Source organism: Nocardia sp. NPDC005745, assembly GCF_040630775.1.
In the GTDB taxonomy this organism is placed as follows: Bacteria; Actinomycetota; Actinomycetes; order Mycobacteriales; family Mycobacteriaceae; genus Nocardia.
Window position 1 is genome coordinate 42553 of the sequence record NZ_JBEXYF010000034.1, and the last position, 24584, is coordinate 67136.

Annotated in this window: 23 protein-coding genes and 1 pseudogene; 15 read left to right on the forward strand and 9 right to left on the reverse strand. The window is 69.9% G+C overall.

The genetic code is table 11. The annotated features are described in order from the left end of the window. Positions 1–46 precede the first annotated feature (46 nt). Positions 47–604 (reverse strand): hypothetical protein, encoded by a 558-nt coding sequence (locus ABZ420_RS28515; RefSeq protein WP_357128929.1) that lies wholly within the window; start codon positions 602–604, stop codon positions 47–49. Between the two features lie 213 nt (positions 605–817). Between ABZ420_RS28515 and aceE the strand changes: the two genes are divergently transcribed. The 7 genes from aceE (at position 818) to ABZ420_RS28550 (ending at position 10035) form a co-directional block, all read left to right on the forward strand. Continuing rightward, positions 818–3733, forward strand: coding sequence for a pyruvate dehydrogenase (acetyl-transferring), homodimeric type (gene aceE / locus ABZ420_RS28520; RefSeq protein WP_357128932.1), 2916 nt, complete (start codon positions 818–820; stop codon positions 3731–3733). Between the two features lie 11 nt (positions 3734–3744). Beyond that, positions 3745–5079, forward strand: coding sequence for a helix-turn-helix domain-containing protein (locus tag ABZ420_RS28525; protein ID WP_357128935.1), 1335 nt, complete (start codon positions 3745–3747; stop codon positions 5077–5079). Positions 5080–5207: 128 nt separating this feature from the next. Next, positions 5208–6122: an ACP S-malonyltransferase gene (locus ABZ420_RS28530; protein ID WP_062969631.1), complete on the forward strand. Its 915-nt coding sequence runs from the start codon at positions 5208–5210 to the stop codon at positions 6120–6122. 120 nt (positions 6123–6242) lie between these two features. Further along, the gene (gene acpM, locus ABZ420_RS28535) at positions 6243–6542 is read left to right on the forward strand and encodes a meromycolate extension acyl carrier protein AcpM (protein WP_357128939.1); all 300 of its coding nucleotides are present in this window, start codon (positions 6243–6245) and stop codon (positions 6540–6542) included. 10 nt (positions 6543–6552) lie between these two features. After that, positions 6553–7803 carry a KasA/KasB family beta-ketoacyl-ACP synthase gene (locus ABZ420_RS28540; RefSeq protein ID WP_062969630.1) on the forward strand — a complete coding sequence of 417 codons (1251 nt, stop codon included), beginning with the start codon at positions 6553–6555 and terminating at the stop codon, positions 7801–7803. A 122-nt stretch (positions 7804–7925) separates the two neighbouring features. Then, positions 7926–9359, forward strand: a complete 1434-nt coding sequence (locus ABZ420_RS28545; RefSeq protein ID WP_357128942.1) for a carboxyl transferase domain-containing protein — start codon at positions 7926–7928, stop codon at positions 9357–9359. A gap of 190 nt (positions 9360–9549) precedes the next feature. Then, a complete protein-coding gene (locus ABZ420_RS28550) occupies positions 9550–10035 on the forward strand; it encodes a helix-turn-helix domain-containing protein (protein WP_357128944.1) in 486 nt (161 codons plus the stop codon). Positions 10036–10107: 72 nt separating this feature from the next. Here ABZ420_RS28550 and ABZ420_RS28555 read toward each other — a convergent pair whose 3' ends face one another. Next, positions 10108–10794, reverse strand: coding sequence for a nitroreductase (locus ABZ420_RS28555; protein ID WP_357128948.1), 687 nt, complete (start codon positions 10792–10794; stop codon positions 10108–10110). 174 nt (positions 10795–10968) lie between these two features. Here ABZ420_RS28555 and ABZ420_RS28560 point away from each other — a divergent pair. Further along, positions 10969–11544 (forward strand): annotated as a pseudogene (locus ABZ420_RS28560) (N-6 DNA methylase); the annotation flags it as partial. A 1209-nt stretch (positions 11545–12753) separates the two neighbouring features. Here the strand turns inward: ABZ420_RS28560 and ABZ420_RS28565 are convergent. Next, entirely contained in the window at positions 12754–13377 is a 624-nt protein-coding gene (locus ABZ420_RS28565; protein ID WP_357128951.1) for a TetR/AcrR family transcriptional regulator, read from the reverse strand. A 225-nt stretch (positions 13378–13602) separates the two neighbouring features. Between ABZ420_RS28565 and ABZ420_RS28570 the strand changes: the two genes are divergently transcribed. Together ABZ420_RS28570 and ABZ420_RS28575 are read left to right on the forward strand one after the other, a co-directional pair. Next, entirely contained in the window at positions 13603–14415 is an 813-nt protein-coding gene (locus ABZ420_RS28570) for an SDR family NAD(P)-dependent oxidoreductase (RefSeq protein WP_357128954.1), read from the forward strand. A 107-nt stretch (positions 14416–14522) separates the two neighbouring features. Beyond that, on the forward strand, positions 14523–15518 hold the full coding sequence (locus tag ABZ420_RS28575) for a GAF domain-containing protein (protein WP_357128958.1): 996 nt from the start codon (positions 14523–14525) through the stop codon (positions 15516–15518). 24 nt (positions 15519–15542) lie between these two features. On the opposite strand, the gene ABZ420_RS28580 is transcribed toward ABZ420_RS28575, so the two are convergent. The 3 genes from ABZ420_RS28580 to ABZ420_RS28590 all read right to left on the reverse strand — a co-directional run bounded on the left by ABZ420_RS28580 (position 15543) and on the right by ABZ420_RS28590 (position 17381). After that, on the reverse strand, positions 15543–15728 hold the full coding sequence (locus ABZ420_RS28580) for a hypothetical protein (protein WP_040865840.1): 186 nt from the start codon (positions 15726–15728) through the stop codon (positions 15543–15545). A 166-nt stretch (positions 15729–15894) separates the two neighbouring features. Further along, positions 15895–16410 carry a gamma carbonic anhydrase family protein gene (locus ABZ420_RS28585; protein ID WP_357128961.1) on the reverse strand — a complete coding sequence of 172 codons (516 nt, stop codon included), beginning with the start codon at positions 16408–16410 and terminating at the stop codon, positions 15895–15897. A 2-nt stretch (positions 16411–16412) separates the two neighbouring features. Next, positions 16413–17381 carry a helix-turn-helix domain-containing protein gene (locus ABZ420_RS28590; RefSeq protein ID WP_357128964.1) on the reverse strand — a complete coding sequence of 323 codons (969 nt, stop codon included), beginning with the start codon at positions 17379–17381 and terminating at the stop codon, positions 16413–16415. 71 nt (positions 17382–17452) lie between these two features. Between ABZ420_RS28590 and ABZ420_RS28595 the strand changes: the two genes are divergently transcribed. Further along, positions 17453–18220 (forward strand): MBL fold metallo-hydrolase, encoded by a 768-nt coding sequence (locus ABZ420_RS28595; protein ID WP_357128967.1) that lies wholly within the window; start codon positions 17453–17455, stop codon positions 18218–18220. 130 nt (positions 18221–18350) lie between these two features. After that, a complete protein-coding gene (ald, locus tag ABZ420_RS28600) occupies positions 18351–19460 on the forward strand; it encodes an alanine dehydrogenase (RefSeq protein ID WP_357128970.1) in 1110 nt (369 codons plus the stop codon). Here ald and sigJ read toward each other — a convergent pair whose 3' ends face one another. After that, a complete protein-coding gene (gene sigJ / locus ABZ420_RS28605) occupies positions 19461–20414 on the reverse strand; it encodes an RNA polymerase sigma factor SigJ (RefSeq protein WP_357037860.1) in 954 nt (317 codons plus the stop codon). A 146-nt stretch (positions 20415–20560) separates the two neighbouring features. Between sigJ and ABZ420_RS28610 the strand changes: the two genes are divergently transcribed. Then, complete coding sequence (locus ABZ420_RS28610; protein ID WP_357128973.1) at positions 20561–21478, forward strand: cobalamin biosynthesis protein; 918 nt, start codon at positions 20561–20563, stop codon at positions 21476–21478. A gap of 106 nt (positions 21479–21584) precedes the next feature. Beyond that, entirely contained in the window at positions 21585–21983 is a 399-nt protein-coding gene (locus ABZ420_RS28615) for a VOC family protein (protein WP_357128976.1), read from the forward strand. Positions 21984–22032: 49 nt separating this feature from the next. Here ABZ420_RS28615 and ABZ420_RS28620 read toward each other — a convergent pair whose 3' ends face one another. Next, positions 22033–22926, reverse strand: coding sequence for an SURF1 family protein (locus tag ABZ420_RS28620; RefSeq protein ID WP_357128978.1), 894 nt, complete (start codon positions 22924–22926; stop codon positions 22033–22035). Continuing rightward, on the reverse strand, positions 22926–23444 hold the full coding sequence (locus tag ABZ420_RS28625) for a low molecular weight protein-tyrosine-phosphatase (RefSeq protein ID WP_051175021.1): 519 nt from the start codon (positions 23442–23444) through the stop codon (positions 22926–22928). Before ABZ420_RS28625 ends, ABZ420_RS28620 begins: the two co-directional genes overlap by 1 nt. 44 nt (positions 23445–23488) lie before the next feature. On the opposite strand from ABZ420_RS28625, the gene cobC reads away from it, so the two are divergent. Further along, positions 23489–24529 carry an Rv2231c family pyridoxal phosphate-dependent protein CobC gene (cobC, locus tag ABZ420_RS28630; RefSeq protein WP_357128981.1) on the forward strand — a complete coding sequence of 347 codons (1041 nt, stop codon included), beginning with the start codon at positions 23489–23491 and terminating at the stop codon, positions 24527–24529. Positions 24530–24584: the final 55 nt, after the last annotated feature.

Sequence of the window (24584 nt, forward strand, 5' to 3'; positions counted from 1 at the left end):
AAATAGCTACCGAATGTCGCGTTGCGATGGTGTGTCAAGGGCTTTCTCAGCGCTTCGGGCACGAGTCGCGGACGGCGTTGCGCGCGTCGTTGACCCGCTTGCTGGCGTCGTTGAGCGCCGCGACGGGGGCGGTGTAGGTCATCTTGCGCGTTTCGGCGGCCAGCACGCGTGCCGCGTTCACGTACTCGGTGAACAAGCCGGCCAAGTCCACGGGCAGCGCGTCCCTGGCGGAGTTCACGCCGCTTTCCACCTTGTTGGCGGCGTCCTCCAGGGTCTGCACCGCCGAGTCGCGCTTGGCGTCGTAGTCGGGCGCGTTCGAATCGTGCGCGTCGACGAAGTCGTTGTACTTGCTTACGCCCGCTCCGGTGATGGTGGGAAACTGACCGCAGTTGTCGGAGATGGCCTTGCCCTGGGCCGCCGCGCGCCGGGAGGATGTCGCCGCCGCCGACGAGGACGCCGCCTCGGTCTTGTACGCCGCCAGATCGCTCGCGTTCGGACCGGCCACGCCGTCCACCCGGTTGGCGCATCCAGCGACGACCACCCCGATAGCGACCGCGCCGGTGGCGCACACCATTCCGAACCCGCGTGGGTTCAGCAGCTTCATCGTCCTCCCGCTCCTCAGGGCTGCCACGCTCTCATGCTCACCTTGCCTGTCGAACCGTACTGGATTTCCGGCTGACATGATGATTTGGGACGCGCCATCGGCAAGGATGGATGGTGCGCCCGAACCTTTCGTAAACGGGCGGTCCGCCAACCAGCGAACCCGCCCGGGGATACCGACGCCATCAGCATGTCCACCCCTGTACGAGGAGCAGATTTGACCGACCTGATCCACTCTTCCGCACCGGCGAAATCCGCCGGAAACAGCTCCGCCCCCGCGCCCGCCGCGAGCAGCGATCCCAACGGGTCGCACGCGCCGCAGCCGGGCGGACGGGTGCGGGTGATCCGCGAAGGGGTGGCGTCCTACCTACCGGACATCGACCCGGAGGAAACCAGCGAATGGCTCGAGTCGTTCGATGAGATGCTCGACCGGGAGGGCCCCGGCCGGGCGCGTTACCTCATGCTCCGCTTGCTGGAGCGGGCCGGTGAACGTCGTGTCGCCATCCCGTCGTTGACCTCCACCGACTACGTCAACACCATTCCCACCGAGAACGAGCCGTGGTTCCCCGGCGACGAGGAGGTGGAGCGGCGCTTCCGCGCCTGGATCCGCTGGAACGCCGCGATCATGGTGCATCGCGCCCAGCGCCCGGGCATCGGCGTTGGCGGCCACATCTCGACCTACGCGTCCTCGGCGGCGCTCTACGAGGTCGGCTTCAACCACTTCTTCCGCGGCAAGGACCATCCCAGCGGCGGTGACTCGATCTTCATCCAGGGCCACGCCTCGCCGGGCATCTACGCCCGCGCGTTCCTGGAGGGCAGGCTGTCGGCCGATCAACTCGACGGGTTCCGGCAGGAGTACAGCCACGGCGGTCCCGGCCACGGGCTGCCGTCCTATCCGCACCCGCGGCTGCTGAACAACTTCTGGGAGTTCCCGACGGTGTCCATGGGCCTGGGCCCGATGAACGCCATCTACCAGGCTCGCTTCAATCACTACCTGAACGATCGCGGCATCAAGGACACCTCCGACCAGCACGTATGGGCGTTCCTCGGCGACGGCGAGATGGACGAGCCGGAGTCGCGCGGTCTCGCGCACGTAGCGGCCATGGAGGGTCTGGACAACCTGACCTTCGTCGTCAACTGCAACCTGCAGCGCCTGGACGGGCCGGTGCGCGGCAACGGCAAGATCATCCAGGAGCTGGAGTCGTTCTTCCGCGGCGCGGGCTGGAACGTCATCAAGGTGATCTGGGGCCGCGAGTGGGACGCGCTGCTCGGCGCCGACCGCGACGGGGCGCTGGTGAACCTGATGAACAGCACGCCCGACGGCGACTACCAGACCTACAAGGCCAACGACGGCGCGTACGTGCGCGACCACTTCTTCGGCCGCGACCCGCGCACCAAGGCGCTGGTGCAGGACCTGTCCGACCAGGAGATCTGGAACCTCAAGCGCGGTGGCCACGACTACCGCAAGGTGTACGCGGCCTACGCGGCCGCGATGGCGCACAAGGGCCAGCCGACGGTGATCCTGGCCAAGACCATCAAGGGCTACACCCTCGGCAAGCACTTCGAGGGCCGCAACGCCACGCACCAGATGAAGAAGCTGACCCTGCAGGACCTCAAGGACTTCCGCGACCTGCAGCGGATCCCGATCAGCGATGCCGAGCTGGAGAAGGATCCGTACCTTCCCCCGTACTACCACCCCGGTATGGAGGCTCGCGAGGTCCAGTACATGCTCGACCGGCGCAAGGCGCTCGGCGGGTTCCTGCCCGAGCGGCGCGCCGCGGCCAAGCCGCTGAAGCTGCCCGGCGACGAGGCCTACCGCTCGGTACGCAAGGGTTCGGGCAAGCAGAACGTCGCCACCACGATGGCGCTGGTGCGGCTGATGAAGGAGCTGCTGCGGGACAAGGAGATCGGCAAGCGGATCGTGCCGATCATCCCCGACGAGGCCAGGACCTTCGGTATGGACTCGTGGTTCCCTTCGTTGAAGATCTACAACCGCAACGGCCAGTTGTACACATCGGTCGACGCGGAATTGATGCTTGCCTACAAAGAGAGCACCGTCGGGCAGATCCTGCACGAGGGCATCAACGAGGCGGGGTCGACGGCCTCGTTCACCGCGGCGGGCACCTCGTACGCCACGCACGGCGAGCCGATGATCCCGCTGTACATCTTCTATTCGATGTTCGGCTTCCAGCGCACCGGCGACGGCCTGTGGGCTGCGGCCGACCAGCTCGCCCGCGGCTTCGTGCTCGGGGCGACCGCCGGGCGCACCACGCTGACCGGTGAGGGCCTCCAGCACAACGACGGGCATTCGCTGCTGCTGGCCTCGACCAACCCGGCCGTGGTGACCTACGACCCGGCGTTCGCGTTCGAGATCGCCCACATCGTGCGCGACGGCCTGCGCCGGATGTACGGCGGTGGCGCCGCGCCGAAGGGCGCCGCGCCGCTGCCCGGCACCCATCCGCACGGCAGCGCGGGCGAGTTCGGCGGCGAGGACATCTTCTACTACATCACCCTCTACAACGAGCCGTACCCGCAGCCTGCCGAGCCGGAAGGCCTCGACGTCGAAGGTCTGCTCAAGGGCGTCTACCTGTACAAGCGCGGAGGCGAGGGCCAGGTGCGCGCCCAGATCCTGGTCTCCGGCGTCACCGTGCCGGACGGCTTGCGCGCGCAGGCGCTGCTCGCGCAGGAGTGGGGCGTGCAGGCGGACGTATGGTCGGTGACCTCCTGGGGCGAACTCCGCAAGGACGCGCTCGACAAGGAGATCGCCGCGCTGCGCGATCCGGGCACCGATCCCGGCCTCCCGTACGTCACCGAGGCGCTCTCGCGCGCCGAGGGCCCGTACGTCGCGGCTACCGACTGGATGCGCGCGGTGCCCGACCAGGTTCGCAAGTGGGTGCCCGGCGACTTCACCACGCTCGGCACGGACGGGTTCGGCTTCTCCGACACCCGCCCGGCCGCGCGACGGGTGTTCAACGTCGACGCGCAGTCCATCGTGGTGGCGGCGCTGGCCGGCCTCGGCCGCACCGGCAAGCTCGACCCGGCCAAGGCCGTGGAAGCGGCGGCGAAGTACGGGATCGCCGACGTGGACGCCGCGCCGAAGGCAGCGGTGAGTTCGGACGAAGACCTCGCGTAGCGGAATATTGGATGGTGGACCGTAAACCGCCGCGGCCGCGACGGATCTCCGAAGGCTCTTCCGAGCACGAGGTGTATCTGCCGACGGGCGCGCTCTCCCCGAACCGGCAGACCCGCGACCCCCTTCCGGACACGCTGCTCAAACGCGTGAAGCAGTTCTCCGGCCGCCTCTCCACCGAGGCGGTGGGGTCGATGCAGGATCGGTTGCCGTTCTTCGCCGATCTGGACGCCGCGCAGCGGGCCGGCGTGCAGATGCTGGTGCAGACCGCGGTGGTGAACTTCCTGGAATGGCTTCAGGACCCGGACAGCGACATCCGGTTCAGCCTGGACGCCTTCCAGGTCATTCCGCAGGATCTCGCGCGGCGGTTGACGCTGCGCCAGACCGTGGACATGGTGCGCGTCGCCATGGAGTTCTTCGAGCAGTGGCTGCCCGCGCTCGCGCGCAACGACCGGCAGCTGGTCGCCCTGACCGAGGCGGTGCTGCGGTACGGGCGCGAGCTCGGGTTCGCCGCCGCCTCGGTGTACGCCAGCGCCGCCGAGTCGCGCGGCGCGTGGGACACCCGGCTGGAGGCGCTCGTCGTCGACGCCGTGGTGCGCGGCGACACCGGTGCGGACATGCTCTCCCGGGCGGCGACGCTGAACTGGGACGCCACCGCACCGGCGACGGTGCTGGTGGGCACCCCGCCCGGCGAGCAGGGCGTGTCGTCGGTGGGAGCGGTGCATTCCATCGCGGCGCGGCACGGCCGTGCCGCGCTCGCGGTGGTGCAGGGCGCGAGGCTGGTGATGGTCGTCTCCGGGCACCTGGGGGAGACCTCGCATGTCTCCCCGTTCCTGGCCGATCTGCTCGCCGAGGTGTTCTCCGACGGCCCGGTGGTGATCGGGCCGACCACCCGCACCCTCGGCGCGGCGCACGCCAGCGCGGTGGAAGCGCTGGCCGGGATGGAGGCCGTGGTGGGCTGGCGCGGGGCTCCTCGGCCGGTGCACGCGGCGGAATTGCTGCCGGAACGCGCTTTGTTGGGTGATCGAGCTGCGATCGACGCGCTGAACGAGTACCTTGTCCTACCGTTGGCCGCGGCGGGGTCGTCGCTGGCGGACACTCTCGACGCCTATCTGGATTGCGGCGGTGCGGTCGAGACGTGTGCGCGCCAGCTGTACGTACATCCAAATACGGTCCGGTATCGCCTCAAGCGCATCGGCGAGATCACGGGCCGTGATCCGCTGAATCCGAGAGACGCGTATGTGCTCCGGATCGCCGCCACAGTAGGTCGCTTGACACGAACCCGTAACGAATCGTCGTCTCCTGCCCCACAGGTAACTCCGGTCGCGTTCAGCCCCGAGGGCTTGTAACGCATCCGAGGAATCGGTCGATTCGGACAGCCCACATGGTCTTTTGTGGAACTCCCACAAAAGCGCTTCCGAACCTTCATTCGCGTCGACATCTCGTGCGGCCCGCCTCACAGTGTTTTCTTAGAGGCGTGATCGCGTTGTTCGCCCCTGGACAGGGCTCTCAGACACCCGGCATGCTCGCGCCTTGGCTCGACCTCCCCGGCGCGGCTGAGCGCCTGACGCTGTGGTCCAAGGCCTCCGGCCTGGACCTGGTCCGTCTTGGTACCACCGCGACGGCCGAAGAGATCACCGACACGGCCGTTACCCAGCCGCTGGTGGTCGCCGCGGCGCTGCTCGCGTTCGCGGAGATCTCGCCCGACGAGCTTCCCGCCGCTACCATCGTGGCCGGACACTCGGTCGGTGAACTCGCCGCCGCCGCGGTCGCCGGAGTCATCTCCGCCGACGACGCGGTCCGGCTGGCCGCCATCCGCGGAGCGGAGATGGCCAAGGCGTGCGCACTAGAGCCGACGGGGATGTCCGCGGTGCTCGGCGGCGACGAAGCCGCCGTGCTGGAACGGCTCACCGAACTCGACCTCGTCCCGGCCAACCGCAACGCGGTGGGTCAGATCGTGGCCGCGGGTCGGTTGGACGCTCTCGCCGAGCTCGCCGCGAACCCCCCGGAGAAGGCCAGGGTTCGCGCGCTGCCCGTCGCGGGCGCGTTCCACACGGCGTTCATGGCCTCGGCGCAGGATGCTGTGACCGATGCCATAACGAAGATCACGCCGAACGAGCCGACCAGGACCTTGCTCTCGAATTTCGACGGCAAGCCTGTCGCCTCCGGACGTGACGCGATAGATAAGCTCGCCGCGCAGGTCACTCGGCCAGTTCGCTGGGACCTGTGCACCGAGACCGTCCGGCAAGCCGGCGTCTCGGCAGTGGCGGAGCTGCCGCCGGCGGGCACCCTCGTCGGCATCGCGAAACGGGAGCTGAAGGGCACGCCCACGCTGGCCCTGAAGACCCCGCAAGACCTCCCCGCGTTGGCTGAGCTGACCGTATCCGGCTAGCTTTCCTCCGCGACCATGCATTCAGATGCGAGGTCGTGACCGAGAGGCGGTAACCATTTCCGCGCTCGATCCGAAAAAAACCAGTAGAGCCCTACAAAGTATCAAGAAGGGAGCCACGAAGTGGCCGCTCTGACCCAGGAACAGCTCATCGAAGAGATCGGCAAGGTCATCGAAGAGGTTACGGGTATCGAACCCTCCGAGGTGACTATCGAGAAGTCCTTCGTCGATGACCTGGACATCGATTCGCTGTCCATGGTGGAGATCGCCGTGCAGATGGAGGACAAGTACGGCGTGAAGATCCCGGACGAGGATCTGGCCAGCCTGAAGACAGTCGGCGACGCGGTCGCCTACATCCAGAAGCTCGAGGCCGAGAACGCTGAAGCGGCCGCGGAGCTCAAGGCCAAGTTCGACGCCGAGTAGGGCCGAAACAGTGACCACTCCTTCCACCTTGAACGGGAATTTCCCCAACGTCGTCGTAACCAGCCTTGCGGCGACCACGTCGATCGCGGGTGACGTCGATGCGACGTGGAAGGGACTCCTCAACGGCGAGAGCGGCATCGACGTTCTCGAGGATTCCTTCGTCGAGGAATACGACCTTCCGGTCCGCATCGGCGGCCATCTGAAGGTCCGGCCCGACACTCTGTTGTCTCGTGTCGAATGCCGACGCATGGCCTACGTCGAGCAGCTCGCGACCGTGCTCGGTCGCGAGGTGTGGCGGAACGCGGGCAGCCCGGAAGTCGACCCGGAGCGGCTGGGTGTGGCCATCGGCACCGGATTGGGAGGCGGCGACGCCCTCATCGATTCGGTGGACAAGCTGAAGAACGGCGGCTATCGCAAGATCTCGCCGTTGGCAGTGCAGATGGTCATGCCGAACGGCCCTTCGGCCGTTGTCGGTCTCGAATTGAAGGCCAGGGCAGGAGTGGTCACTCCGGTCTCGGCATGCTCGTCCGGCTCCGAGGCCATCGCCAACGCCTGGCGCATGATCGTCATGGGTGACGCGGACATCGTCGTCACCGGTGGCGTCGAAGGCTTCATCGACGCGGTGCCGATCGCGGCGTTCACCATGATGCGCGCCATGAGTACCCGCAACGACGATCCGAAGGGCGCGTCGCGTCCCTTCGACAAGGATCGCGACGGCTTCGTCTTCGGCGAGGCGGGCGCCCTGATGGTCATCGAGACCGAAGAGCACGCGAAGGCTCGTGGCGCGACCATCCACGCGCGCCTGCTCGGCGCGGGCATCACCTCCGACGGCTTCCACCTCGTCGCCCCCGATCCCACGGGTGACGGCGCCGCGCGGGCGATGACCAGGGCGATGCAGTCCGCGGGTTTGACCAAGAAGGACATCACGCACATCAACGCGCACGCCACCGCGACGCCGATCGGCGACACCGCCGAGGCGAACGCGATCAACAAGGCCGTGGGCAGCCACGCCTCGGTGTACGCGCCCAAGTCGGCGCTCGGCCACTCGATCGGCGCCGTCGGCGCCCTCGAGTCGGTGCTGACCGTGATGAGCATCCGCGACGGCATCGTTCCGCCGACGCTGAACCTGGAGAACCAGGATCCGGAGATCGACCTCGATGTGGTGCGGGGCGAAGCCCGTCGCCAAGAGATCGAGTACGCGATCAACAACTCCTTCGGATTCGGTGGGCACAATGTGGCGCTCGCCTTCGGTCGGGCATAGCCGCGCGATCGACTGCACAACGATCCCGGCGGGGTCGGCCAGCTGAACTGGCCCGGCCCCGCCGTGGTTCGACATACGCAGCCGCAGCAGCGGCACACTCATCGAGGTGAGGAGACCACGCGATGACAATCATCGCTCCCGCGTTGCATCAAGAGACTGCGACAGACCCGCGTGATCCGCTCGGTCGACTCCAGCGCTTCTTCGATCCCGGCACCATTCTTCCGCTCCACCCGCGCGACAAGTCAGGTGTGCTCGCCGCCATCGGCGAGGTGGACGGCGTCCGCACCGTGGCCTACTGCTCCGACGCGACCGTCATGGGCGGCGCGATGGGCGTGGAGGGTTGCAAGCACATCGTCGACGCCATCGACACCGCCATCGACTCCGCCGTCCCCGTGGTCGGCCTGTGGCACTCCGGCGGCGCTCGCCTGGCCGAGGGCGTCGAGGCGCTGCACGCGGTCGGCCAGGTCTTCGAGGCCATGGTCCGCGCGTCCGGCCTGGTTCCGCAGATCTCCGTGGTGCTCGGCTTCGCCGCCGGTGGCGCCGCCTACGGTCCGGCGCTGACCGACATCGTGATCATGGCTCCGGAAGGCCGCGTCTTCGTGACCGGCCCGGACGTGGTGCGCAGCGTGACCGGCGAGCAGGTGGACATGGCCACCCTGGGCGGCCCGGAGACGCACGGCAAGAAGTCCGGCGTCACCCACATCGTGGCCGACGACGAGTCCGACGCGCTGCACCGCGCGCGCCGCCTGGTGTCGATGTTCGCCGAGCAGGGCGAGTTCGACCTGGTCGCGGCCGAGCACGGCGACGTGGACCTGAAGGCCATGCTGCCGGAATCGGCCAAGCGCGCCTACGACGTGAAGCCGATCATCCACGAGCTGCTCGACAACGTCGACGGCGAGTCGTCGTTCGAGGAGTTGCAGGGGCTGTACGCCCGCAGCATCGTCACCGGCATCGGTCGTCTCGGCGGACGCACCGTCGGCGTGCTGGCGAACAACCCGATCCGCCTCGGCGGCTGCCTGAACTCCGAAAGCGCGGAGAAGGCGGCGCGTTTCGTGCGGCTGTGCGACGCGTTCGGCATCCCGCTGATCGTGGTCACCGACGTTCCGGGTTACCTGCCCGGTGTCGGCCAGGAATGGGAAGGCGTCGTGCGGCGCGGTGCGAAACTGCTGCACGCGTTCGCCGAGGCGCGGGTACCGCGGGTCACCCTGGTGACCCGCAAGATCTACGGCGGCGCCTACATCGCGATGAACGCCCGTTCGCTCGGCGCGACGGCGGTCTACGCGTGGCCCGGTTCCGAGGTGGCCGTCATGGGCGCCAAGGCCGCGGTCGGCATCCTGCACAAGAAGGCCCTGGCGGCCGCGCCGGAGGAGGAGCGCGAAGCGCTGCACGAGCGGCTCACCGCCGAACACGAGCGCATCGCGGGCGGCGTGGAGCGCGCCATCGCGATCGGTGTGGTCGACCAGGTCATCGACCCGGCGAAGACCCGCAGCGTCATCGCCGCGGCCCTCGCGGCGGCCCCGGCCCGCGCCAGCCACCACAAGAACATCCCGCTCTGATCCACCCACCGAAGCGGGCCCCGGCACTGCCGGGGCCCGCTTCGCGTTTCCCGGCTGCCCGCAACGGGTCGGCGAACCCGTCCGGCGGCGCGCGCCGATTCGGTGGCTTGGAAGGTGTACGTGCCCGGGCAGGCGGAGGTCGTGAAGTTTCACGGGGCGAGGGTGGCTCGGTGGTCGGTAGCATCGGGAGGTGCGCTACGAAGAACTGGCCGACGTGCCGTGCTCGATCACGCGCCCGCTCGTGATCTTCGGTGATCGCTGGACTCTGCTGATCCTCAAGTCCTGCTTCTCCGGTATCCGGCGGTTCAACGCTTTCCAGAGCGCACTGGGGATCTCGCGAAGCAGGTTGCAGGATCGGCTGGACCGGTTGATCGACAACGGCATCCTCGTCAAACAGAAGGCCGCCGTGGGCGCGCACGAGGAGTACCGCCTCACCCCCAAAGGCCACGACATCTACCCGATTCTGCTGGCCATCCGCGATTGGGGCGACACCTACATGGCGCCCGAAGGGCCTCCGGTGCGCTACGCCCATCGCGATTGCGCGGGCGAGGCGCACATCAAGCTCGAATGCGATTCGTGCGGAGCCGAACTCACCGCACGGGAGGTCACCCCGGAACCGGGACCCGGTTTGCTGGGTGTCACCGGTAGCGAGGCCGCCGCGGGTCGCGCGCGCTAGCGAAAGCGACGGCGCGCGCAGCGGAACACTCCGTCGGCACGACCTCGCCGGGCGAGGCCGCGCACGGCGGCATCAGTCGGCGAACCAGGTCGCGACGTCGTCGGGCTCGGCCCGGGTGGTGCGGAAGCCGTTGACCGGATGCTCTAGGTCGGGGTATCCGAACGAGATTCCGGCGACGACCTTGCGCTGCTCCGGGATACCGAAGTACTCCCGGATGAAGGGGGAGTAGGTGGCCAGCGCGGCCTGCGGCGCCGCGCCGAGGCCGAGGCTCTGGGCGCCCAAGAGGAAACTGCCGATGTAGAGACCGCAGTCCACCGCTCCGTATATGCCCAGATCGGCTTCACTGGTCACGATCGCCACATGCGGCGCGTCGAAGAGTTCGAAATTCCGCACGGCCTGGCGCATGGTCTTCTCGTGATCGCCTTTGGCGATGCCGACGCTTTCGTAGAGTTGCTTTCCGCACTCCCGCCTGCGGTCCCGGTACGCCCCGGTGTATTGCGCCGGGAACTCGAAATCCGGTGCGGGCGTGGCGGTCGCGATGTGCTCGACGAGTTCCTTCCGGAAACGATCCGTGCCGGCCCCCTCCGTCACCACGACCTGCCAGGGCTGGGTGTTGCACCAGGACGGCGTCCGCTGGGCCAGCCGCAACAGGGCGTGGATGGTGTCGCGCTCGACCGGCTGCGGATGGAATTGCCTGCAGGTCCACCGTTCGTCGAGCACCCGGCTCAGCGCCGTGAAGTCGTCTGTCGCCACTGTCATTCCCCCGCCTCCTTTATCAGTCTTCTTTCGAGACCAGACGCTAGCACCGAACACCCCGCCGCGAAAGCCGCGCGGTCAGCCGGGAGGGGCGAGTCGGCCGCGACGCGCGCGGTCCCGCGATCCTGTTGTCCGAGTTACGGCGATCGGCACGGCGCGACGAGGCAGAATCCCGATATGGCGTCCGAAGCTCCCGCCGCGCGGGACCGCAAACGGCACGGCAGGCATTACACGCCCCCTGTGCTGGCCCGGTTCCTGGCGCAACGGCTGCTACGCCATGTCGAGTTCTCGGACGCCGGCGTCCTGCGTGTGCTCGATCCGGCCTGCGGCGACGGCGAATTGCTGTTCGCCGTGCACCACGAGGTCGCGACCCGGTTCCCCGGCCTCCGCCTGGTGCTGGTCGGCTACGACCTGGATGCCCGTGCCCTCGCGGTCGCCCGCGAGCGCGCACGGGCGGCGGGGATCGCCGCGCAATGGCGCCGGGCCGACTTCCTCGCGGTGGAGGCCCAGCTCGCGGACGGCTCGTTCGACGCGGTGATCACCAACCCGCCGTATGTGCGCACCCAGCAGCTGGGCGGATCGACGGCGCAGCTGCTGAGCAAGCGGTTCGGCCTGCGCGGCCGGATCGACCTCACCCATCCGTTCGTCGCGACGCTGCCGCGGCTGCTGGCCGCGGGAGGCGTGCTCGGCCTGTTGTGCGCCAATCGGTTCCTGACCACCAAGGCAGGAGCGAACATCCGGCGGCTGCTGGTGACCGACCTGGTTCCGGTCGAGCTGTACGACCTGGGGGACACCAAACTGTTCACCGCCGCCGTGCTCCCCGCGATCGCCATCGCGCGGCGCGCCGGGCACGGCGACGGCTGCCGCTACGTCTCCGCCTACGAGGCCACCGGCGAAACACCCGGTGCGAAGACGCTGTTCGAGGCGCTGGTCGACCCGGGTGGCTCGATCGTCGAGTACAACGGCCGGACCTTCGTCATCGAGGTCGGTGAGCTGGCGACCGAATCCCAGGAGTCGACGTCCCTGGACTCCGCCGGAGCCGGCCGCGGACGCGACGGCGGTTCGACCGGCGCGGCGACGGGCGACGGGCCACCGGAGCTCACGGCGGAACGAAGGACTCGCCGGGGTGTGGCGCGGGAACAGGATGTCGCGTGGCGGATGTCGCACGACGCGATCGATTCCTGGCTGGCGCGGATAGCGGAGACGACTTGGCGCAGTTTCGGCGATGTGGCGCGCATTCGAGTGGGCATCAAGACGACCGCCGACCGCGTGTTCATCTCCGACAGCTGGGATCGGGTCGAGCCCTGTCCGGAGTCCGAATTGCTGCTCGACCTGATCACCCACCACGATCTCGCGCCGTGGCGGACCACCCGCGCCCGCGAGGTTCGCGTGCTGTATCCCTACGACCTGGGCAGTGCACGCCGCACGCCGATCGATCTCGACCAATATCCCGCCGCGGCCGCGTATCTGCGGTCCCATCGGGAGACGCTGGCCGGCCGCCGCTACGTCACCGAGAGCGGTCGCGCCTGGTACGAGATCTGGGTCCCGCAGCGGCCGCACCTGTGGCGCGAGCCGAAGCTGGTCTTCCCCGACATCAGCGACCGGCCGCGTTTCGCGCTGGACGGCTCGGGCGCGGTGGTCAACGGCGACTGTTACTGGATCTCGCTGCCCGATCTGGCGGATCTGCCCGCCGAGGCGACGCGCTTGGGTTATCTGCTGATGGGGGTGGCCAATTCGGCGCTCGGGTTGCGGTTCTACGACGTGGTCTGCGGCAATCGGCTGTACTCGGGCAGGCGTCGGTGGATCACCCAGTATGTGTCCCGGCTGCCGGTGCCCGACCCGGCGGCCACCCGGTCGGCGGGTGTGATCGATCTGGTCCGTGAGTTCGTGGAGGGCCGGGTGCCGGATCTCGCGGCGCAGGCAGAGCTGGACGAGCGGGTGGCCGCCGCGTTCGGTGTCGGGCTACGCGCTGACCCGGACGCCGACCATCGGCAGCAGGGTGCGGCGGGCGAATTCGCGCGCCGCGTCGCGATCGCTGACCGGGATCAGGCCGTCGGGGGTGAGAGCGAGCGACAGCGCCAGCCGGGCCATGATCTCGGCGACCAGATCGGCGTCGAAGTCGTGCGTGCCACCGGCATCCCGTAGCTCGCGCAGCTTCTCGGCCAGGTAGTCGCGGCCGACGGTCAGGATAGGCCCCGCCTCGGTGGTCAGCCGGGGCAGGATCAGGTCGGGCTCGGTCCGCAGCAGCCTGCGCAGCAGTTCGTTGCCCGCGATGGCTCCGATGAACGCCACGAAGATCTCCACGAGCTGATCGTCGTTGCCCGAGACGGTGCGCACCTGCTTCTCGATCGAGGCGACGAAGCGCTGCGCCTCCCGCACGCTGACCGCCTCGACCAGATCGTTCTTGGACTCGTAGCGTCGGTACAGCGTGGCCGGGCTGATACCCGCGCGGCGGGCGATCTCGCCCATGCTGGTCCGCTTGATGCCGAAATCCAGGAACGCCGAGAGTGCGCTTTCCAGGAGCTTCTCGCCGTCGGCGACCGGTTTCTCGAGGATGCGCTGCAGCATGGGCGAGATGGTTGGCATCGGATCTCCAGTGGGTTCGGCGCGGCGGCCGGGCCGTGGCCGGTGGGCGCGGCGTCGCGACGGTGCGGACGGGAACGTCCATTATTTCATCGAGTGGGCGAAGCGTGAGCGGGCATCGCCGGACGGGGCGGTCCCGCCGAGTAGGTCGCGTGTCCATGTTCGACTGGCTAGCCTGTGGTCGGCGTCCGGCCCTGACCCTCGGCCGGTGCGGAAAGGGGTTGAGCCATGGGGTATTTCGCGGATCGAGTCGTGGCGATCACCGGCGCGGGTTCCGGTATCGGCCGGGAATTGGCCGTGGCATTGGCCGGTGCTGGGGCATGGCTGGCACTGTCGGACAAGTCGGCGGAGGCGGTGGCCGAGACGGGGGCGTTGTGCGCGGCCGCCGGACGGGAGCCGGAGGTGAGCACGGTGGACGTCACCGACCGCGCGGCCGTGCTCGCGTACGCGGAGCGGACCGTCGCGCGCTTCGGCCGGGTGGAGGCGCTGTTCAACAACGCGGGCATCCTGCACGTCGGCAGCGTGCTCGAGTCGCCGTTCAGCGACTTCGAACAAGTGATGGCCGTCGACTTCTGGGGCGTGGTCAACGGGACCAAGGCCTTCCTGCCGCATCTGCTGGCCGCCGATCGCGCGCATGTCGTCAACATGTCCTCGGCCTTCGGGTTGGTGGCCGTGGCGCGGCACGCGCCGTACAACGCGGCGAAGTTCGCCGTGCGCGGTTTCACCGACTCGCTGCGCCAGGACATGCGGGCAGCGGGCGGCTCGGTGCGGGTCACCGGGGTGTACCCCGGTGGCGTGCTCACCGGGATCGCCCGGTCGGCGAGCGTCGCGCCGGGGATCGACGCGGAGGAGGTGGTGCGCCGATTCGAAGGGCACGTGGCGCGGACCAGTCCCGCCGCCGCGGCGCGGACGATCCTGCGTGGCGCCGCGCGGGGCGAGGCCAAGATTCTGGTCGGACTGGACGCCATCGCTGTGGACCTGGTCACAAGAATCGCCGGGTCGTACCACGAGAAGGTGCTGGACATGGTATTCCGTTCCTGATCGCGGTCAGGGATGGGGATTGACGAAATGACAACCAGCCGAACATATTTCACTCTATGGACGAAGCCGGACGGGTCGCGCGGCGGTAGGGCGCGGGGACCCGAGTGGTGACGAAATGGGTTCTCATCGAGTGTTTCTCGGGTTCTCCGGGACGAGTGATCGCGGTGGGGTCCGCGCCGAAGTCGTTCGTGCCGCTGACCAACATCGTGCGCAATCCGCTGTCGCTGGCCGACGCGGAGGCGGCACTCGGGCGGGCATGCGCGACCGGTGTGCCGGTGGCGGAAGTCTCCGCCGACGGGCGGCGCACGGTGCTGGCCGTGCCGCTGCTCATCGCGCCGCGGCGGGCGCATGCCGTCCGGCTGTGGGTGGGCCCGCGGCGGGAGCCGGTCACGGCGGCCGACCCGATGGGGGCGTGGTACTTCGATCTCACGACCAACCGTTCGGTGCGCAGTACCGACCTGCTGGACCTGTACGGCGTCGCGCCGGAGAACCGTGCCGCCGAGTTGGCCATCGCGGGCGCGTTCACCCGGTTGGTCACCAACCGCGACGAGAGCGAAGCACTGGCCAAGATCGTCAACTCCGCGCCGGGCACCGAGCATCAGGCGGTATGGACCGTCCGGCGGGACGACGACGCGCTGCGCGCCGCGCATTTCGCCTGCCGGATCGTCGCCGAGCCCGATGACCGCGGCGATTGCCACGTGCTGCTGCGCGGCGTGACCCAGGATATCGGCGCGGCCACCGCGGTCTCCGCGGCGCCGCCGCCCGCGATCCTGGAGTACGCGCTGCTGGAAGCCGCCACCGAGCCCGGCGAGTACCGCGCGATCGTCAATCTGCGCTCGTTGCGGCTGATCCGGTGGATCGGCGCGCCCATGCCGGACATCGCCTGGGAGGACCGGCCGGGGCAGCCGAGGCCGCAGATCCATCCGGACGATCTGGCCACCGCGAAGACCATGTCACGGGACCTGGCGCGGCATCGCACCGAGGGAACGGTGCGTCTGCGCAGGCTCGACGGTGGTTGGCAACCGGTACGGATACGGGCCGCGTTGATGGCGCTGGATCAGCACACCACGGCCGGACTGGCCACGGTCACCGCGGAATCGTGAACCGCGGTGACCGTGGCAAGGGAGTTATCGGCACGGCAGGTCCAGCTCGGCCATCTCCTTCTCGATCGCGTTCGCGGCGAAATCCACACCGCGGGAACGCAATTCATGAACCCGGCGCTGGAGTGCCTCGACTCCGCCGGGTTGGGCCGCGATGTCGGCGACGCTGATCCGGCCCTTGGGCCCGTGCACACCCGACTGCACGTACGACACCGTGATACCTCCTGCCTCACGCTCGCCCACCCACCGACCCGGGTGGGTTCACCACTGCGCTACAAGCCGCACGACAACCGTGTCGACAGGAGAGCCCGGGTCGCCGGGCACGCTGGCTGAATGCTATCAGCGATCTTGACTGGACACTTGAGCAATGTGTCCTGTTTCACACCTGATTTCCCGTGCGATGTTGAGCTGTATTTGCTAGGTAGACAGTCGCATTCAGGCGAATGCGATCTTGCTCCTCGGCGCCGAGCTCCCGGCGCACCTTGCCGGGCACTCCCGCCACGAGGGAACCGGGCGGAATCCGCGCCCCTTCCGGGATCAGCGCGTTGGCCGCGATCAGGCTGCCCGGCCCGACGACGGCGCCGTTGAGGATGGTGGCGCCCATGCCGACCAGCACGTCGTCGCCGATGGCGCAGCCGTGCAGGATCGCGTTGTGGCCCACCGAGACCCCCGCGCCGACGGTGAGCGGGAAGCCGGGGTCGGCGTGCAGCACGCAGCCGTCCTGGATATTGCTGCGCGCGCCGACCTCGATCGTCTCCAGGTCGCCGCGCAGCACCGCGCTGTACCAGACGCTCACCTCGGCGCCCAGTCGCACGCGGCCGATCACGGTGGCGTTCGGCGCGATCCACGCGCTCTCCTCGATCTCCGGCGCATGCTCGCCCAGCTGAATCCGCATGGTCACGAACTTAGTGCAACCGCTCGGCTCTGCCCTTGGAAGCTGGTGCGGTGGGCGGCGGGGCTGGTGCCGAGGATGCGATGGAAGTGGTGGCGCAGGCTCACCGCCGTGCCGAAGCCGGTGTCGACGGCGATGCGTTCCACGGTGTCGGTGGTGGACTCGAGCAGCAGCCGCGCCCGGTCGGTGCGCTGGAGCAGCAGCCACTGCTGCGGGCTGGTGCCGGTGCGGTCGCGGAAGCGGCGGGTGAAGGTGCGCCGCGACATGAGCGCGACGCGGGCCCAGCTGTCCAGGTCGACCGGGTCGCCGAGATGGGTCCGCGCCCAGACCATGGCGCGCTCGATCGGATCGTCGTCGGCGGCGTCGGGGACCGCGACGGGGATGTACTGCGCCTGAGAGCCGCTGCGGTGCGGCGCCGTGACCAGTGATCTCGCCAGCTCGGTGGCCGCTTTGCTGCCGAGATCACCGCGGACCAGGTGCAGGCAGCAGTCCAGCGCCGCGGCCACGCCCGCCGAGGTGACGACGTCACCCAGATCCGACCACAGTGTGTCGGCGCGGACCCGGACGGCCGGAAACGCGCGGGCCAGTTCGGCGGCGGAGGCCCAGTGCGTGGTCACTTCCCGTCCGTCGGCCAGTCCGCTGGCGGCCACCGCCCACGAGCCGAGGCACAACCCGACGATCCTGGCGCCACCCGCGTGGGCGGCGCGCAGGGCGGCCCTCAGTTCGCCGGACAGCGGTTCGCCTGCTCGCCAGCTCGGGATCACGACGGTGTCGGCGCGCGTCAGCGTGTCGAGGCCGTGCTGGACACGGATGTCGAATCCGGCCGGAGTCGCCAGGCTTCCGGGCTGCTCGGCGCACACGTCCACCCGATAGGGCGGGGGTCCTTCGATGCCGACCCTGCCGAAAACGAGGCTGGGCACCGACAGGTGAAACGGGCTGATTCCGTCGAACGCCAAGACGGCCACCGTACGCATGGCCCGATCTTAACGGTAAGCGGCTCACGGGCCACTGTTTGCCGGTACGCGGACAGGACAAGATCAACGGCATGAGCGACACGATCGAACGCACCGGCGTAGAAGTTCTGCACATCGGAGGTCCGACACTGCGGTTCCGCTACGCGGGCCGCACCTGGCTGACCGACCCCACCTTCGACGAGCCGGGCGACTACCCGGGCGTCGTCACATTGCACAAACTCACCGGCCCCGCGGTGTCGGCCGAGGAGGTGGGTCCCGTCGACGTGGTGCTGCTCTCGCACGACGAACACGCCGACAACCTGGACGACTCCGGCCGGAAACTGCTGACCACGGTGCCGACCGTGCTGTCCACGCCGGGCGCCGCGACCCGGATCGATGGTGTGCGCGGCCTCGAGAACTGGGAGACCGTCACGGTGCACGGTGTCCGGGTGACCGGCGTGCCCGCCCTGCACGGTCCCGAGGGGTGCGAGCCGTTCAGCGGGATCGTCACCGGCTTCGTACTGCGGGCCGAGGGCGAGCCGACGGTATACGTCTCGGGTGACAACGCCTCCGTCGACGTGGTGCGCGAGATCGCCGAGCGGATCGGCCGCATCGACATCGCCGTGCTCAACATCGGCGCCGCCAACATCGGCCGTTTCGGCGACGCCGACGTCACCTTGAACGCGCGCACCGCGCTGCGGGCGGCCGAGATACTCGGCGACGCGGTGATCGTGCCGGTGCATGCCGAAGGCTGGGCGCACTTCAGCGAGAACCTCGACTACCTGGGCCACGTCTTCCGTTACGGCGGCCGCGCCGAGCAGTTGCGGATACCGCCGCTGGGCCGCGCCGCGATCGTGTGAGCAGTGCCGCCCGCGCTCAGCTGGGCAACGTGCCGAGAAACTCGCCCGCGGCGCGGGGCGCGGGTGGTCGCCGTGCGCGTTCGGCGCGTCGGTCGTGGCGCTGGCCCGGTGGCGGGGCGACGATGACGGTATGAGGATCGGAGTACCACGGGAGGTCAAGGATCAAGAGTTCCGGGTGGCCCTGACTCCGGCGGGCGCCGGGGAACTGACCGGGCACGGACACGAGGTGCTGGTGCAGGCGGGCGCGGGCGTCGGATCGGGATTTCCCGATGCCGGCTACGCCGCGGCGGGGGCCCGCCTGGTCCCGGACGCCGACCAGGTGTGGCGGGAAGCCGAGCTGGTGCTGAAGGTGAAGGAACCGATCGCGCCGGAGTATCCGCGGATGCGCCGCGGGCAGGTGCTGTTCACCTTCCTGCACCTGGCCGCGTCGCGCGAGTGCACCGACGCCGTGGTGCGCTCGGGCATCACCGCGATCGCCTACGAGATGGTCCGCGCCGCCGACGGCTCGCTGCCGCTGCTGGCTCCGATGAGCGAGATCGCGGGCAAGCTCGGCGCCCAGGTAGGCGCGTATCACCTGATGGCCCCGCTCGGCGGTGCGGGGCTGCTGCCCGGCGGCGTCCCCGGCGTGCGTCCCGCGGAAGTCGTCGTACTCGGCGGCGGCGTGGCGGGATCGAACGCGGCCGCGGTCGCCATGGGCATGGGCGCGCGCGTCAGCGTGCTGGATACCAACCTGCACCGGTTGCGTGAACTCGACGCCCGCTTCGACGGGCGGATCACCACCGTCGCGTCGAACGCCACGGAGATCCGGCGGGCGGTGCTGTCGGCCGACCTGGTGATCGGCGCGGTGCTGGTGCCCGGCGCGCGTGCGCCGGAACTCGTCTCCGACGACCTCGTCGCCGGGATGCGCCCCGGCGCGGTGCTGGTGGACATCTCGATCGACCAGGGTGGCTGCTTCGCCTCCGCGCACCCGACGACGCACGCGGATCCCACCTTCCGGGTGGCGGATTCGCTGTTCTACTGCGTCGCCAACATGCCGGGCGCGGTGCCGCACACCTCGACGATCGCGCTCACCAACGCGACCCTGCCCTACGTACGGTCGATCGCCGACCTCGGCTGGCAGGAGGCATGCGCCACACACCCCGATCTGGCCCACGGGCTCACCGCGGACGCCGGGCGGCTGCTGTCGGCGGAAGTCGCCGCCGCGCACGGGTATTCGCGGCCGCTCGGCGTCGCGGGCTGACTACTCCTGCCCGGCGAGGCCCTCGCCCAGGTACCAGTCCGGCTCGCCGCTGGTGGGCAGGTCACGCAACTTGTCCGGGTTGCGGACGACGTCGATCGACACGATGCGACCGTCGTCGACGGTGAAGGCGAAGACGCCCGTGTGGGTGCCGTCGAAGACCACCAGCCCGGGCCGGCCGTTGACCAGCACCGCGCGGCCCCAGGCGCCCGCCGCGGACGGCGCGTGGTACCAGCCGAGCAGCAGCTTGGCCACGATCTCGGCGCCGTGCACGGGCTGCCGGATCGCGGGTACCTTGCCGCCGCCGTCGGCGGTGAGGCTGACGTTCGCGTCGAGCACACCGAGCAGAGCGCTCAGATCGCCGGACCGCCAGGCCAGGGCGAAGGCCGACACCACCTTCTGCTGCTCGTCCGGAGAGGCCGGGAAGCGCGGAGTGCCTTGCTCGACGTGCTTGCGAGCCCGGGAGGCGAGCTGACGGACGGCGGCCGGGGTGCGGCCGACCACCTCGGCGACCTCCGGGCCGCTCATGCCGAACACGTCCTGGAGCACGAACGCGGTGCGCTCGGCGGGCGACAGGGACTCGAGCACGACCAGCAGCGCGGTGGTGACCCGCTCGTCCTGGGTGATCCGGTCGGCGGGATCCTCCCAGCTGGTCACCTCCGGCTCCGGCAGCCATTCGCCGACGTACTGTTCGCGGCGCACGCGGGCGGAGCCGAGGTGGTCGAGAGCGAGCCGGCCGGTCACGGTGGACAGCCACGCGCGCAGGTTATCGATCTCGCCCGCGGCGCCCGCCTCGTACTGGCGCTGCAACCGCAGCCACGCCTCCTGCACGACGTCGTCGGCGTCGCTGAGACTGCCCAACGTGCTGTAGGCGAGCCTGCGCAGATACCCGCGGTGCTCCTCGAACTGCCGGGCCAGCTCGGCTTGGTCGAGGGGCTCACGCTGTTCGGAAGTCACTTCGTCGCCTGTTCGTCGTTCAGCCCCTGCCGGGGCGAGTCTATGGTGCGTCACCAGATCGACGACGCAGGGGAACAGAGTGTGACACGGCTTCGAGAGGCGAGCCGTCTGCGCGGGACCGGTCACCCGACCGATAGCCTCACCGGGTGCAGAAGGGAACCTCCACCGCGATCGGGTTGCTGCTCGGATTCGCGCTCGACCGGGCGTTCGGCGATCCACGGCGGTGGCATCCGGTAGCCGGATTCGGCTCGGCGGTGGCGGCTCTGGAATCGGTGACCTATGCCGACCGGCGCGCCGCGGGGCTGGTGCACGAGGCGCTGGCCGTCGGCACGGTGGTCGGGCTCGGCATGGCCGTGCGGCGCGGCGGGGTGGTGTCGACCACGGTCGCGACCTGGACCGTCCTGGGTGGACGCAGCCTGGCCCGGGCCGGGCACGCGATGGCCGATCGACTGGGGGGTGGCGACCTCGAGGGGGCTCGCGCACTGCTGCCCTCGCTCTGCGGCCGCGATCCGCAGGCGCTCGACGCGGACGGGCTCGCCCGCGCGGCCTTGGAGTCCATCGCCGAGAACACCTCCGATGCGGCCGTGGCCCCGGTGGTCTGGGGCGCGGTCGCGGGCGTCCCGGGTCTGCTCGGGTACCGCGCGATCAACACGCTCGATGCGATGATCGGCTACCGCAACCAGCGCTACCGGCGCTTCGGCTGGGCCGCCGCGCGCGTCGACGACGCGGCCAATCTGATCCCGGCGCGGGCCACCGGTGTGCTCACCGCCGCGCTCGCCCCCTTGATCGGCGGGCGGCCCGCTGCCGTCCTGGCCGCATGGCGGCGTGACGCGGCCGGGCATCCGAGCCCCAACGCGGGAGTCGTGGAAGCGTCGATGGCCGGGGCGCTCGGCGTCCGGCTGGGCGGCCGTACCGAGTACCCGCACGGTGTGGAGATGCGCCCGGTGCTGGGAGACGGCCCGGCTCCCACCGTGCACGACCTGCGCCGCGCCGTTCGTCTTTCCGAGGCCGTGCAACTCGCCGCCACTCTGCTCGCCGCCGCCGTCGCCGCGACCAGGCGCTGAGCGCTTCGACGTGGGTCGCCGCCGCCGGGCGCGGCCGACCCCGAGCCGAACTTGCGAGGAGAGCGACGTCTTCAGGGCGGTCGACGGGGCCGGATAGGCTTTCGCGGTGCGGCTCGGGCTGATCACCATCATCGTGGCGGAGTACGACCCCGCGATCGAATTCTTCGTCGACACGCTGGGATTCGAGCTGGTCGAGGACTCGGCGGCGCTCACGAACGACGGCCGCCCGAAACGCTGGGTGGTCGTTCGGCCGCCCGGTGCCGAGACGGGCATCCTGCTCGCCCGAGCCGACGGTAGGGCGCAAGCCACGGTGATCGGGCAGCAGGTCGCGGGGCGGGTCGGGTTCTTCTTGCAGGTGGGGGACTTCCAGTCGGCGTACGACCGGATGGTTTCCCGCGGTGTCGAGTTCGTGCGCGCGCCGCGCCTGGAGCCGTATGGGCGGGTCGCGGTCTTCCTGGACATCGCGGGGAACCGGTGGGATCTGCTCGGGCCGCATCAGCCCTGACGTGAACTCGGAGGGCGTCGAGCCGCGGCGTAGCGCCGAATGACCGCGATCAACCGCGGCCGCGGCCGTAGCGGTCGGCCAGGCGGGCTTCCGTAGTCGGCGCGGCCGGAGCCGGCGAGGGAATCGACCCGGACCGGGCAGGCTCGGTGGGCGACGGCGGGCGGGGTGGCTCGGCGGAGGCCTTCTCTTTCCTTCTTTCCCGGATCTCGGCGTAGACGAAGTAGCCGAGGCCGAGGGGAGCCATGATGCCGAAGGCCAGCCATTGCAGGCCGTAGGACAGATACGGGCCCGCGTCGAGTTGGGGGAGCGGGGTGGGGGTGAACGCGCCCGGTTGGTTCTCGCCCAGCTGGAGGTAACCGCCGCGCTCGCCGCCGGTGGGCACGGGGGTGAGGGACTGCTGGAGGACCGTCGATTCCTGCGTGGTGTCGATGGAGTACACCTGGCGATAGCCGTCCTGGACGCTCGGATCCTTACCCGGCGTGACGCCCTCGGACATCCGGACCCTGGCCTCGATGCGCTGCGGCCCGGCGGGCGGTGCGGGGATCTGCGGCGGGCGCGTCCCGTCGACGGCCGAAACCAGCCCGCGGTCGACGAGCAGCAGGGGGCCGTCGGCCAGACGGAACGTCGCGAGCACCGCGTACCCCGGAGCGCCGTCGAGGTGGCGCAGCCGCACCAGCACCGTCGAGTCGGGCACGTAACTGCCGGTGGCGGTGACCCGCCGCCATTCGGTGCTCGCGCCGTTCCCGGTGTCGGAGAGCACGGTGGTGACGTCGACGGGATCGGCTCGCACCGAGTCGGCGATCAGCTGGTTGCGGTGCGAAGTGGCCGTGTTCTTGCCGAGTTGCCACGGCGCGAGCACGGTGAAGCACAGATAGGCGAACGCGGCGACCAGCACGGCCAGGATCAGCCAGCTGGGGCGCAACAGGAACGCGAGCCTGCGCATCAGCGTCGCTCGTCGGGAACGGGTCGCAGGTCGGGCGGTTCGGCGGCCAGTTCGGCGCGCACCCAGTCGAGCAGGCCGGGGACGGCGGCCTCGATCTGGGCGCGCACGAGTTCGAAGTCCGCCGCGTCGCCGTAGTAGGGGTCGGCCACGTCGTGGTCGTCGGCGTCGGGGTCGAAGGCGCGCAGCAACCGCAGCCGCTCGGCCGGTATGCCGAGGCGGACCAGGTCCCGCTGATGGGAGCGGTCCAGCGCGACCACCAGGTCGGCGTCGCTGTGCTCGGCGCCGAACACGGCGGCGACGTGCCCGGTCGGGTATCCGTATTTGCGCAGGGTGGCGCTGGTGCGAGGGTCCGCGTCGGCGCCCACGTGCCAGGAACCGGTACCCGCGCTGCTCACCCGGACCCGGTTGGCCAACCCGGCCCGGTACAGGTGCGAGGCGAAGATCTTCTCCGCCATCGGAGAGCGGCAGATGTTGCCGGTACAGACGAACGAGACGTGCAGCTGACCCACGCCTGCCATTCTGGCCGGTTCTGCTCCGGGACCGCCACGTAGGGTGTGCTCTCGTGGCCGAGGACACCGTCGATCGCGCGAAACTGCGTCACCACGGCGACGTGGACGCGCGTGCGGGCATGCTCGATTTCGCGGTCAACGTCCAAGGGCTCGCACCACCGGAGTGGCTGCGGCGGCGTCTGGCCGAGCGGTTGTCCGATCTGGGCCGCTATCCGAGCGCCGAGGACGCCGACGCCGCCCGTCGCGCGGTCGCGGCCCGGCACGGCCGCCGTCCCGGCGAAGTATTGCTGCTGGCAGGCGCCGCGGAAGGGTTCGCGCTGCTGCCCCGCCTGGCGCCGCGCTCGGCCGCGGTGCTGCACCCGTCGTTCACCGAGCCGGAACTCGCGTTGCGGGAGGCGGGCGTCCCGGTCACCAGGGTGGTACTGGAAGCGCCCTACCGGCTGGATCCCGCCGCGGTGCCCGCCGAGGCCGACCTGGTGGTGCTCGGCAACCCGACCAACCCGACCTCGGTGCTGCATCCCGCCGCCGCCATCCGCGCTCTGCGCAGGCCGGGCCGCGTCATCGTGGTCGACGAAGCCTTCGCCGACGCGGTGGCGGGTGAGCCGGAATCCCTCGCCGCCGACTCCGCACCCGACCTGCTCGTGCTGCGCAGCCTCACCAAGACGTGGGCGCTGGCGGGGCTGCGCTGCGGCTATTTCCTCGGCGCACCGGACGTGCTCGCGCGCCTCGACCACGGGCGGGCGCACTGGCCGCTGGGCACTTTGCAGCTGGAGGCGATCACCGCCACCGCGAGCCCGTCCGCCGTGGCCGAGTCCGAGCGCTGCGCGCGGGCGCTGGCCGTGCACCGTGCGGCGATGATCGAGCGTCTGAGCGATCTCGGCATCGCCGTCCACACGCCGGCCCAGGGGCCCTTTTTGTTACTGCGTGTCCGGGACGGTGAACTGCTGCGCAAACACTTGGCGGAAGAAGGGATCGCGGTCCGCCGCGCGGACACCTTTCCCGGCCTCGGCCCCGATCATCTGCGCGTCGCGGTTCGCGGGGCGGCGGAGGTCGATCGGCTGGTCGCGGCGATCCGGTCGGCGGATGCCGGGTGAGGGCACGGCTCCGGCCGCGCAGTGCGAGGGAGCCGGAGAGCGGTCGAAGGACACC

Excerpts from the sequence above, each read along its gene's own strand:
- ald (WP_357128970.1), top strand. The coding sequence starts at position 18,351 with ATGAGGATCGGAGTACCACGGGAGGTCAAGGATCAAGAGTTCCGGGTG.
- ABZ420_RS28545 (WP_357128942.1), top strand. The coding sequence starts at position 7,926 with ATGACAATCATCGCTCCCGCGTTGCATCAAGAGACTGCGACAGACCCG.
- ABZ420_RS28585 (WP_357128961.1), bottom strand. The coding sequence starts at position 16,410 with ATGCGGATTCAGCTGGGCGAGCATGCGCCGGAGATCGAGGAGAGCGCG.
- ABZ420_RS28570 (WP_357128954.1), top strand. The coding sequence starts at position 13,603 with ATGGGGTATTTCGCGGATCGAGTCGTGGCGATCACCGGCGCGGGTTCC.
- ABZ420_RS28625 (WP_051175021.1), bottom strand. The coding sequence starts at position 23,444 with ATGGCAGGCGTGGGTCAGCTGCACGTCTCGTTCGTCTGTACCGGCAAC.
- ABZ420_RS28620 (WP_357128978.1), bottom strand. The coding sequence starts at position 22,926 with ATGCGCAGGCTCGCGTTCCTGTTGCGCCCCAGCTGGCTGATCCTGGCC.
- ABZ420_RS28595 (WP_357128967.1), top strand. The coding sequence starts at position 17,453 with ATGAGCGACACGATCGAACGCACCGGCGTAGAAGTTCTGCACATCGGA.
- ABZ420_RS28565 (WP_357128951.1), bottom strand. The coding sequence starts at position 13,377 with ATGCCAACCATCTCGCCCATGCTGCAGCGCATCCTCGAGAAACCGGTC.
- ABZ420_RS28590 (WP_357128964.1), bottom strand. The coding sequence starts at position 17,381 with ATGCGTACGGTGGCCGTCTTGGCGTTCGACGGAATCAGCCCGTTTCAC.
- ABZ420_RS28525 (WP_357128935.1), top strand. The coding sequence starts at position 3,745 with ATGGTGGACCGTAAACCGCCGCGGCCGCGACGGATCTCCGAAGGCTCT.
- ABZ420_RS28555 (WP_357128948.1), bottom strand. The coding sequence starts at position 10,794 with ATGACAGTGGCGACAGACGACTTCACGGCGCTGAGCCGGGTGCTCGAC.
- ABZ420_RS28515 (WP_357128929.1), bottom strand. The coding sequence starts at position 604 with ATGAAGCTGCTGAACCCACGCGGGTTCGGAATGGTGTGCGCCACCGGC.